The sequence below is a fragment of the Vibrio sp. 1F253 genome, from assembly GCF_041439295.1.
Taxonomy (GTDB): Bacteria; Pseudomonadota; Gammaproteobacteria; order Enterobacterales; family Vibrionaceae; genus Vibrio; species Vibrio tasmaniensis_A.
In genome coordinates, this window is sequence record NZ_JBGONU010000036.1 from 41,030 (window position 1) to 52,719 (window position 11,690).

Below are 11,690 nucleotides of genomic sequence, written 5' to 3' on the forward strand. Positions count from 1 at the left end.
CGAGGGTAGAAAAATTAGTATTTTATTGTTCTTTTAAAAGGCGGTAGCGAATCGAGTAGGGACTTTCCGTATCGCTTCGTGACTATGCGTCTATCAAGGATCGTGACTTTACCAGAATCTCGTTCTTTACGCAGCAATCTACCCACAGATTGAATAAGCTTTTTACTCGCTTCTGGAACAGTAATCTGCATAAACGGATTACCGCCACGAGATTCAATATATTCTGAATGTGCCCGCTCTACAGGTGAGGTAGGAACACCAAAAGGAATCTTGGTAATAACAAGGTTTTCAAGCAGCTCGCCAGGTAGATCAAGACCTTCAGAAAAGCTACCCGTTCCAAAAAGAACGCTTGTTTTACCTTGGTCTATGAGCTTTTTATGTTTTTTTAGGATTTCAGTTCGTGAGGTATCCCCCTGGACCTGTAACGCCCACGACTTTTTAACGAAATCTGTTGCCAAAGCTTCTGCCACTTGGTTCATTTGCCAATAAGAAGAGAATAGAATGAGGTTGGCTTTGTTGTCTTCTATTACCTTAGGCAAAATTTCAATAAGATATTCGGTAAACTGAGGTGCTTGTGGTTCGTACTTCATTGCAGGTACCACTAATTCAGCTTGGTTCTGATAATCAAACGGCGATGCCAAAGCAAGAAATTGTACGCCATCCTCTGCTTTTTGGCTGATACCTGATTGATGACAAAAAAAGCTGAAAGAGTTGAGTGCTCTCATGGTCGCAGATACTAACACTGCACCAACACAACGACTCCAAATCTGTTGGTCCAGTTGCCAACCGACTTCTAATGGTGAGACATTAACAACAAAGTCCCCCTCGCTTTCTTTGCTTAATTCAAGCCAGCGAGCCAAAGGCGCCCCTTTTTCTCTCTTAGGTTCAGCCATTAATCGCCAAACTTGAGCAAGGTTTTCTGTTCTTTGTATATAGAAGCCAATTTCGGCAAGCGCAGGCTCTGCAAGCTTCGCGGAAAGCTCTCCGTCTTTAACTCGTTCTGCAATCAAGTCTGCAATTTTTGCTACGGCTTGGCTCGCCTTTTGCGTTAATTGTTTGAGATCTTTCGATTCGCTTTCTAACCATTCAGGTAAGTCACCATGCTCGAAGCGATACAAGCCATCTTCGAAGTGGCTAGCGTCAAACTGTTTGCTCATTTTAGTCAGAGTCGGGATCAGTTGTTGTACTGAGTCTTGCAACTCATTTCTAAATCTATGAACACGTTTCTCGTCTGCTAGCCCCGAAAGCTTAGTGATCGATTGATTCAAACGCTCTAACCAAGAGGCAGCACCTTTTAAGCTTGCGGCAGCAGAGGAGTGATCTCTCGCTACGTGTGGCAAGTGGTGAGCTTCATCAAATATATAGATGCTATTTTCTGGTTCTGGCAGTATCACACCGCCGCCTAGGTCCGCATCAGCCATCACTAAACTGTGATTGGCGATAATCACGTCTGCTTTATCTAGCTCTGAACGCGCTTTTTGGAAAGGGCAGTCTCTGTGCGTAGGCATACTGTTGTTACAGCTGTGCTTATCACTGACGATCATCTGCCAAATCATGTTGTCGATAGGTTTTGGCCACGAATCACGGTCACCATCCCATTTACCTTGGGTGAGGCTGCGGTACATGGTTTGCAGTTGCTCGATGTCTTTCTTTTTTGGTTTGGACTCGAACATCGCCATTTGACCACCATCAACCCCACACGCAGCGGCCAACTTCTCTGTACAACAATAACGCTGCCTTCCTTTCGCTAAGATGAAAGAAAACTCTCTATCGGTAAGTCGTCTATATAGAGGGAGATCTTTATTGACGAGTTGTTCTTGTAGCGCAACGGTCGCTGTTGAAATGACGATTTTACGATTGTTGAGCACGGCGACAGGAATTGTTGCCATTAAATAAGCCAGTGACTTCCCGATCCCGGTACCTGCTTCAGCAACAATCATGCGATTACTTTTGTGGTATTGACCACAAAGTGTCTTCGCTATTTCTGCAACAAGGTAATTTTGAGCACGTCGAGGTACAAAGTTATCCAACTGATCTTGGAGGTTTTGATAACTGGTGCGTATAGAATTTTGAATTTTAGTAGTTAGCATACTGTGACCTACGTAACGGAGCGAGGATAGTAGCACATATCACTAGTCGGTACATTTACCGCAAAATAGCTTGCTTTTGAATCAAAGGTAGATCTCGTTCACAAAAAAAAACTGAACCTTCAGGAACTTAACGATTTTATTTATGTTACGAAATATATATATTGAAAAATCGCACAATGCAGGCGTTAAATTCTGTGAATCGCGATTTAAATCTAAGTTGGTGGAGTATTATACTGAGTTGTTCTTTTTTTGGGCTATTATATTTCCCTTTAAATTTAAGGGTAAGTTGCTCGTAAAATGATGAAAAAAAATGTAAACCTATGATTTTTATGTATTTTTGTTTTTTTTAGGTTTGTTTTTAGTTTATTTGACACGCAGGATAATCTTTTGCAATCTAGACCACGAAATTTAGTGGCGGTGATTAACTACCAAAGAGTAGTAATGACCAGTCATAAAAAATAAAAGGGAACCGGGCAAGGATCTCCCATTCTTAGAAAAGGCAGTGGATTTATTATGAAAAAGACTCTATTAGCTCTAGCAGTTATGACAGCAGCTGGTTCTGCAAACGCAGCAATCGAAATTTACAACCAAGACGGCGTTTCTGTTGACCTTAAAGGCGACATCGAAGTTGTATACAGCAACGAGTACAAAAAAGGTTCTTCAATGGAACAAAAAATCGAAGACGCTGACTTCGGTTTTGATATCAAGTACATGGTAAACGAAGATTGGAAAGTTGGAGCTTACTGGGAATTCAACGGTTCTGAGAACGCAAACGCTCAAAAAACTCGCAATGGTGATACTTACGTAGCGGCATACAACGACACTTTCGGTTCAATCAAGTTTGGTCGTCTATGTACTGCTGTTGATGATCTAGGTATTGGTAAAGATGAAGCTTACGGTATCTCTACACTTCTAGACAACGCAACTAACGAGTGTGCTGACGAAGCTGTTCGTTACGATTACGACAATGGCGCTCTATACGCAACTCTAGGTTACGTACAAGACAAAGTAAATGGCGAGAACAACAAAGAAGAGCAAGGTAAAGATACTGAGTACTTCGATGCTCGTATGGGTTACCGTTTTGCTGATTTCGATGTTTCTGCATTCGTTGCTAATTTCGATACTAACGTAGCAAAAGGCGATCACCAAGGTTACGGTGCTGAGCTAGTATTCTCTGGTATTGAGAATGTTTACCTATCTACAGCATACTACGGTGTAAACTCTGATACTGCGAACGATGACAACTCTGTAATCGCATTTGCTGCAGGTTACACTATGGGTCTTTGGGGCTTCAACACTGGTTACTCAATCGGTGACCACGACGATAAAGTTAAAGAAGAAGATCGTTGGTTCGTTAACTCTACTTACGCAATCGCACCAAACACTAAAGTGTACGCGGAAGTCGGTGGTATTGACTACGATTCAAAACGTCTTAACGACAAAGGTGCAAAATACTACAAAACAGATACTGGTCTAGCAATTGGTGTTGAAGCATCATTCTAATGACCTCGTAATCGAGTTTTAGAAAAAAAGCCACCTTAGGGTGGCTTTTTTGTTAGGATAAAGAACAGTTTATTCGATTTTAAAGAGAGACATGATGAAGAAAGTATTGTTAGCTTTGGGCTTACTTACAAGCGTTATTGGCAGTGTAAGCGCGGCTACTCTAACGCCTCAGAAAGGCGTATCAATTCTGTACATTAATGGTCAAGCTGCTCAAAACAAAATCAGTGAAAACCAGATTAATGAGGGTTTTAACCAGGTTTTAGTTCGTTTTGATAAAAAATTTGGTAACAGCGGTGTTTACTCTTCGGCACCTTATGTATTGAATTTTGATGTTACTGGTGAAGAGGTTGAAATTAAGTCTCCAAAAGTACGTAGCTATATGGAAGCGGAGAAGGTCTTTGAAGGTGCGAATCCATCATGGGTCGTTTTACAGGATGATGTGATCATTAAATATCAACAGGATGTCATTGAACGTAAGCCCGGTTTTGCACCGTTTGGCGGTCTAGAGTCTCGACTAGCTGAGCATAATGCAAGTAAGGCAGTCTATTTTAAAGATGGCGTGTTACTTGATAAACCAGCGGAAGCAGTGGTATTAGCTTCTGTGGTAGACAATACGACAGCACAGACAAGCGGCAAAGCTCAGAAACCAGTGAAACTGGCTGAGACTCAGAATGTTGAGCAATTGCAGGCTTGGTATATCAAAGCTTCTAAGCAAGAACGCAAAGAATTCCGTAAATGGATGATTGACCAAGAGTAATCAATCTTCATCTACAAAAAAGCGAGACTAATAAGAGTCTCGCTTTTGCTATATTAGTACTTTTTCTGTATCAGTAAGAGCTAAATCTCTTTCCATTCACCTGGCTGAAGCTGACCCACGTTCATATTGCCCATTGAGTAGCGGATTAGACGCAGGGTAGGGAAGCCTATGTTTGCCGTCATTCGTCTTACCTGACGGTTACGTCCTTCGATGATGGTAATCGCTAACCATGTTGTTGGTATCGCCGCTCTGAAGCGCACAGGAGGAGTTCTTTCCCAAACCTGAGGTTCTTGCATCACTTCTACTTCTGCAGGCAATGTCATACCATCTTTTAGCTCAACACCTTTTCTCAATTTATCTAAATCTTTCTCAGAAGGCGCACCTTCAACCTGTACCCAGTAAGTCTTGGTCGATTTTGAGTTCGGCTGAGTCAACTTAGCTTGAAAGATGCCATCATTGGTCAAGACCAATAAACCTTCACTATCTCGATCTAAGCGACCAGCAGCATAAACATCTTTTACGGGAATAAAATCCGCTAGCGTTTTTCTACCTTCGCCATCAGTGAACTGGCTGAGAGTATCAAAAGGTTTGTTGAATAGAATCACTTTGCGATCTTCGGGTGCTACCTTAGGCTTTGCGTTGGTAGTTTTGCCTTTATATCGGTGTTTGCTGGAGTGCGGTTTTTTGTGTGAACTGCCAGTGTCATTTTTGCCACTGTGTTGATTCTGTCTATTACCGCTTTGTTTTAATGTGGTACCAGAACGAGCCGGTTTGTCTGAACGAGATGCGCTGCGTGAGCGAGTAGACATGTTAACTACCTTGCAAAAATGTAAACGAAGTGTGCCGAAAAGTTTTCATAGAAACGGAATTGAGCTATCATTTGCGCGCCTAAAAGACACAAAATAGAACAAGTTGATGGACTCTTAAGCCTGATTTGTTTAATTATACCTTCGTGTTTTATTATAACTGGCTCTTTTATTAAAACAATGCACTCACGGATTTGGCTCATGCTGTCATCAAGATTGCATGAAAAATAAGATAGAGTACGACTATCGAGTAAGCAGTTTTCACTCTCAGAGTCGCTTACTGGTCAATTTATAACACTCTCACTGCTTTAAGTGAGCTTGTAAGAACTATAGGGAAATTTCATGCCTACTGAAAAACCAACGATCATCTATACCATTACTGACGAAGCTCCGGCGCTAGCAACTTACTCTCTGCTGCCTATCATTCAATCTTTTACGGCTTCTTCTGGTATTAACGTTGATACTCGCGACATTTCACTTGCAGGGCGCATTATTGCCAACTTCCCTGACTACCTGAACGAAGAGCAACGTATTGGTGATGCATTAGCAGAACTTGGTGAATTGGCTAAGACACCAGAAGCGAACATCATCAAGCTTCCAAACATCTCTGCATCTGTTCCTCAACTTCAAGCAACAATCAAAGAGCTTCAGTCAAAAGGTTACGCACTTCCTAATTACCCAGAAGAAGCAAACACTGATGAAGAGAAAGCCGTTAAAGCGACTTACGATAAAATCAAAGGCAGTGCTGTAAACCCTGTGTTACGTGAAGGTAACTCGGATCGCCGCGCTCCACTTTCTGTTAAAAACTACGCGAAGAAGAACCCACACTCAATGGGTGCTTGGTCTGCGGATTCTAAGTCGCACGTTTCAAGTATGGACGACAAAGACTTCTTCGGCAGCGAAAAGTCAGTAACAATTGAAGGTGCTACAGAAGTTAGCATTGAATTCGTTGGTAAAGATGGTGCGAAGAAAACTCTGAAGCCCGCTTTTGCATTGCAAGATAAAGAGATCATTGATGCGTCAGTGATGAACAAGGCCGCTTTGGTTGTGTTCTTCGAGAAAGAGATCGCATCAGCTAAAGAGCAAGGTGTACTGCTTTCTCTTCACATGAAAGCGACGATGATGAAAGTATCTGACCCTGTGATCTTTGGTCATGCAGTTAAGGTTTACTACAAAGACGTATTCGCTAAGCACGGTCAACTGTTTGAAGAGCTTGGTGTTGATGTAAACAACGGCATCGGCGATGTATACGCAAAAATTGCTGCGCTTCCTCAAGAGCAGAAAGAAGCGATTGAAGCTGACCTACAAGCGGTATACGAGACTCAACCACCACTAGCGATGGTTGATTCGGATCGCGGCATTACTAACCTACACGTTCCAAGCGACATCATTGTTGATGCATCTATGCCTGCAATGCTGCGTTCTTCAGGTCAAATGTGGGATCCAGAAGGTAAGCAAAAAGACACGAAAGCTATGATCCCTGATCGCAGCTACGCAAGCATCTACCAAGCAGTTATTGATTTCTGCAAAGAGAATGGTGCTTTCGATCCAACAACAATGGGTAGTGTACCAAACGTTGGCTTGATGGCTCAAAAAGCCGAAGAGTACGGTTCTCACGATAAGACTTTTATCCTTGAAGCTGCTGGTCAGGTTCAAGTTGTTGACGCTTCAGGCGTTGTGCTTCTAGAGCAAGACGTAGAGGAAGGTGATATCTTCCGTATGTGTCAGGTTAAAGATGCACCGATTCAAGACTGGGTTAAGCTAGCGGTAACTCGTGCTCGTGCTTCGGGTGTTCCTGCAGTATTCTGGCTAGACGCGTCTCGCGCGCATGATGCTCAGCTTATTAAGAAAGTTGACGCTTACCTTCCTGAATATGATACCGATGGTCTTGAAATTAAGATCCTTGCTCCTTTAGAAGCAACTCAGTACTCACTGGTTCGTATCAAAGAAGGCCTAGATACTATTTCGGTTACAGGTAACGTATTACGTGATTACCTAACGGATTTGTTCCCGATTCTAGAGCTTGGTACGTCAGCTAAAATGCTATCGATTGTTCCACTTATGAACGGTGGCGGCCTGTTTGAAACAGGTGCTGGCGGTTCTGCGCCTAAGCATGTTCAACAAGTAGAGAAAGAAAACCATCTGCGTTGGGACTCTCTTGGTGAGTTCTTGGCACTAGCGGCATCTCTAGAGCACCTAAGCGTAGTAACGGGGAATGCTAAGGCACAAGTTCTCGCTGACGCGCTTGATAAAGCGACGGGTGAATTCCTAGATAACAACAAGTCTCCTTCACGTCGAGTGGGTGAGCTTGATAACCGTGGTAGCCACTACTACCTTGCAGCATACTGGGCGAAAGCGCTGGCTGAGCAAACGGTTGACGCTGACCTTGCTGCTGAGTTCGCAGGTGTTGCAACTCAATTGGCTGAAAGTGAAGAAGCTATTGTTGCTGAGCTGAATAACGCTCAAGGTCCAGCTGGCGACTTAGGTGGTTATTACCTACTTGATGATGCATTGGTTTCATCACTAATGCGCCCAAGCTCAACGCTAAACGCATTTATTGACGCATAGTGATTGGACTCATCGTTAGTAAGTCATGAACATGATTTACTAACGAGTTGCTTAGTCTGGAAGTTGAGTCACAGATAAAGTCAAAACGAAAGACGCTTTAACGATAACGTTAAAGCGTCTTTTTTATTCATAATGCTTCATAGACATAGACATAGACATAGACATAGACATAGACATAGACATAGACATAGACATAGGCCTAGCTAAAGGGATCTCTCGGACAAATTGTACTGTGAATAGCTTTTAGCTCTCAGATCGAAAAACCGCCCATTTAAGCCTGTATTACAGGTATCAAATGAGCGGTTTCAATGTTCTACTTACCTGACAGTCGTTTATTAAGACTGATAGAGGTCTACATGTTTGGCAATCGCCTATTTTACGGCGCTGCCTTCTACAGGAACAACGGAGCTAGCATGGGAGCCTTTAGGTCCACTTTCTACTTCATAATCGACCTGTTGACCTGCCTTTAAGGTTCGATAACCTTCCATTTGTATTGTGGAGTAGTGCGCGAAAATATCGCCGTCTTCACCTTCTGGACAAATAAAACCAAACCCTTTGGCATTGTTAAACCATTTTACTGTACCTGTAGCCATGCTATACATCCCTCATGCATTTTGTTACTAACGTTGTTATATCAAATCAATGTAAGTTCGATTGATATTATTCCTATCAACTAAACAATTTCAGCTGATAGCTTGAATCTCATACATTGCTTACGGAAATTAACGCTACCCTGCGTAATTATTCCTTATTATAAATTTTTAACGCTTATTACTAGGTTTAGAATCGTGTTACGAAGTTGTATCAGAAAAACCTTTTAGCTCCAATGTAGCTAATGATTGAGTACAGTCAATAGCAAATTGGTATAAAAATGATCAATTTTAATAACAAATCACATTCGAGATTGGCTGCATACTATTAACTAAATAGTAACTTAACGACGATCTTATCGTCACCATCAATAGTTGTGGTGTCTTTTTAATCAATCACATATGTTAATCCTGTTAATCGAGATCTTTTATTTGCAGCGATGGAAATGGTGGATTAGGCTCAGTATAGAGGAATATTTTTTGGTACTGTTTCTTGGTGCAGTTTCTTAGTACACCGTAATGCGTGAATGTGGTAAATTTGAGTTAACTAAACATTCACGATTTCCGAAAAATAACCCTTAGCAAAGCTAATATGAGCAGAAACTTTGAATGGGCATCTCCAGGCTCAGATTTACTGGAGAAAGAGAGAACGAAAGTAAAGCCACCGGCAATGTATAACGTTGTATTACATAACGATGACTACACGCCTATGGACTTTGTAATCGAGATCCTAGAGCGATTTTTCTCACTAGATATCGAAAAAGCAACGGAAGTGATGCTCAAGGTTCATTATGAAGGTAAAGCTATTTGTGGCACATACAGTGCTGAAATAGCCGAAACAAAGGTAGCGCAGGTAACGATGTACTCAAAGGAAAATGAGCATCCGCTACTATGTACAATGGAGCAAGTGTAAATTGCTCGAACAACACTGTTGTTCCCTTAGGAGGTACTTATGCTAAATAAAGAATTAGAGACGAGTTTAAATGGCGCATTTTCTCGTGCGCGAGACAAGCGACATGAATTCATGACTGTCGAACACCTCCTACTAGCATTATTAGAAAATGATGCGGCCAAGGAAGCGCTCCAAGCTTGTCAGGCTGATCTCGATGCTCTTCGCAATGAGCTCGATATTTTTATCGACCAAACGACCCCACTTATCCCTGAAAGCGACGAGACTCGTGAAACCCAGCCCACGCTGAGCTTTCAACGAGTACTTCAGCGCGCTGTTTTTCATGTTCAATCTTCAGGTCGCAGCGAAGTAACAGGTGCAAATGTACTTGTGGCTATTTTTAGTGAGCAAGAATCTCACGCGGCGTATCTTCTTAAGAAAAACGACATCAGCCGCTTAGACATAGTGAATTTTATTTCACACGGTATTACCAAAGGCAGTAATGAAGGCGATAGCGGTTCATCACCTGATTCATTTGGTGGTGCAGAGAATGCCGAAGAAGCTAACTCAGAAGATCGTCTAGAAAATTTTGCGACTAACCTTAACGAAGTAGCGAAGCAAGGTAACATTGACCCACTCATCGGTCGTGACAAAGAGCTAGAACGTACCGTTCAAGTTCTGTGTCGTCGTCGTAAGAACAACCCTCTATTAGTGGGAGAGGCGGGTGTAGGTAAAACTGCTATCGCTGAAGGTCTTGCATGGCGCATCGTTGAAGGCCAAGTCCCTGAAATTATTCAGAGCAGCGTAATTTACTCTTTGGATATTGGTTCATTGCTTGCGGGAACGAAATATCGTGGTGACTTTGAGAAGCGCTTTAAAGCGATTCTGAAGCAACTCGAGAAAGAAGAAGACGCTATCCTGTTCATCGATGAGATCCATACCATTATTGGTGCGGGTGCAGCATCGGGTGGTCAGGTGGATGCGGCAAACCTAATTAAACCGCTATTAAGCAGCGGAAAATTACGTTGTATTGGCTCAACCACTTACCAAGAGTACAGCAGTATTTTTGAGAAGGAGCGTGCTTTATCTCGTCGCTTCCAGAAAATCGATATTGTTGAACCATCGCTAGATGATACAACCAAAATTCTGATTGGCTTGAAGCCTAAATACGAAGCTCACCACGAAGTACGTTACACCAACAAAGCGTTACGTGCCGCTGTGGAGTTGTCTGCTAAGTATATTAATGAACGTCACCTTCCAGATAAGGCGATTGACGTTATTGATGAAGCGGGTGCTCGTAGTCGTTTGGCTCCAGCAAGTCGTCGTAAGAAGACAGTGAGCGTGGCTGATATCGAGTCGATGGTTGCGAAAATGGCTCGTATTCCTGAAAAGTCAGTATCGTCTTCAGACAAAGATACGCTGCAGAAACTGGATGACCGCATGAAAATGTTGGTATTCGGACAAGACCCAGCGATCGATGTATTGAGCGAAGCGATCAAGTTGACTCGTGCAGGATTAGGAGCAGACAATAAACCTGTTGGTTCATTCCTATTTGCTGGTCCTACTGGTGTCGGCAAAACCGAGGTGACGGTTCAGCTTTCTAAACTAATGGGTATTGAGCTTCTGCGCTTTGATATGTCTGAGTACGGCGAGCGTCACTCGGTAAGCCGCTTGATCGGTGCGCCTCCTGGTTATGTTGGTTATGATCAAGGTGGTCTGCTAACCGATGCTGTTATCAAGAACCCACACTCTGTTGTGCTACTTGATGAGATCGAGAAGGCACACCCAGATATCTTTAACTTGTTATTACAGGTGATGGACAACGGTACGCTAACCGACAACAACGGTCGCAAAGCAGATTTCCGCAATGTGATCCTAGTGATGACAACCAACGCTGGTGTCGCAGAAACCGAGAAGAAATCGATCGGTTTGATCCAACAAGATCATGCGCCAGACGCGATGAGCGAAATCAAGAAGGTCTTCACACCAGAGTTCCGTAACCGTCTTGATAATATCATCTGGTTCAACAGCCTTGATCCAAGTGTGATCAGTCAAGTTGTTGATAAGTTCATTGTTGAGCTTCAGGTCCAACTGGACGCTCGTGGTGTATCTTTAGAGGTTTCTGAGGACGCTCGTCATTGGTTAGCAGAAAGAGGCTATGACAAGACCATGGGCGCTCGTCCGATGGGACGTGTGATTCAAGAGAAGCTTAAAAAGCCTCTTGCTAATGAGTTGCTGTTCGGGAACTTGGTTGACGGCGGTACGGTTAAAGTATCTCTGAAAAAAGACGAACTGGACTTCATCTATGTTGGTGCGAAAGAAGAGGTTATGCATTAGGCATACTCCTTAAACACTAACGGCTTATAAAGAGCACTGAGTACAGTTAATCACGATATTAAACGCATGACTTCGGTTGTGCGTTTTTTTATGCTTGCTAGATGCTAGATGCTAGATGCTAGATGCTAGATGCTAGATGCTAGATGCTAG

The 11,690-nt window shown here is 42.8% G+C and carries 8 protein-coding genes; 5 read left to right on the forward strand and 3 right to left on the reverse strand.

Annotated features, from left to right (window positions below):
• Window positions 1–14: 14 nt before the first annotated feature.
• The gene (dinG, locus tag ACED28_RS16645; protein WP_029223913.1) at window positions 15–2,090 is read right to left on the reverse strand and encodes an ATP-dependent DNA helicase DinG; all 2,076 of its coding nucleotides are present in this window, start codon (window positions 2,088–2,090) and stop codon (window positions 15–17) included.
• A gap of 513 nt (window positions 2,091–2,603) precedes the next feature.
• Between dinG and ACED28_RS16650 the strand changes: the two genes are divergently transcribed.
• Entirely contained in the window at window positions 2,604–3,593 is a 990-nt protein-coding gene (locus tag ACED28_RS16650) for a porin (protein WP_065678761.1), read from the forward strand.
• Window positions 3,594–3,684: 91 nt separating this feature from the next.
• Complete coding sequence (locus ACED28_RS16655; RefSeq protein ID WP_371710298.1) at window positions 3,685–4,350, forward strand: DUF2057 family protein; 666 nt, start codon at window positions 3,685–3,687, stop codon at window positions 4,348–4,350.
• Between the two features lie 80 nt (window positions 4,351–4,430).
• Here the strand turns inward: ACED28_RS16655 and ACED28_RS16660 are convergent, their stop codons facing one another.
• Window positions 4,431–5,159: a pseudouridine synthase gene (locus tag ACED28_RS16660; protein ID WP_017097707.1), complete on the reverse strand. Its 729-nt coding sequence runs from the start codon at window positions 5,157–5,159 to the stop codon at window positions 4,431–4,433.
• 339 nt (window positions 5,160–5,498) lie between these two features.
• Here ACED28_RS16660 and ACED28_RS16665 point away from each other — a divergent pair, with 339 nt between their 5' ends.
• Window positions 5,499–7,724 carry an NADP-dependent isocitrate dehydrogenase gene (locus ACED28_RS16665; protein WP_371710299.1) on the forward strand — a complete coding sequence of 742 codons (2,226 nt, stop codon included), beginning with the start codon at window positions 5,499–5,501 and terminating at the stop codon, window positions 7,722–7,724.
• A gap of 371 nt (window positions 7,725–8,095) precedes the next feature.
• Here the strand turns inward: ACED28_RS16665 and cspD are convergent, their stop codons facing one another.
• Window positions 8,096–8,317, reverse strand: coding sequence for a cold shock domain-containing protein CspD (cspD, locus tag ACED28_RS16670; protein ID WP_009846336.1), 222 nt, complete (start codon window positions 8,315–8,317; stop codon window positions 8,096–8,098).
• Window positions 8,318–8,906: 589 nt separating this feature from the next.
• Between cspD and clpS the strand changes: the two genes are divergently transcribed.
• Both clpS and clpA read left to right on the forward strand, forming a co-directional pair.
• Window positions 8,907–9,227 carry an ATP-dependent Clp protease adapter ClpS gene (gene clpS / locus ACED28_RS16675; protein WP_009846337.1) on the forward strand — a complete coding sequence of 107 codons (321 nt, stop codon included), beginning with the start codon at window positions 8,907–8,909 and terminating at the stop codon, window positions 9,225–9,227.
• 39 nt (window positions 9,228–9,266) lie between these two features.
• Window positions 9,267–11,540 (forward strand): ATP-dependent Clp protease ATP-binding subunit ClpA, encoded by a 2,274-nt coding sequence (clpA, locus tag ACED28_RS16680; RefSeq protein ID WP_371710300.1) that lies wholly within the window; start codon window positions 9,267–9,269, stop codon window positions 11,538–11,540.
• The last annotated feature ends 150 nt before the right edge of the window (window positions 11,541–11,690 follow it).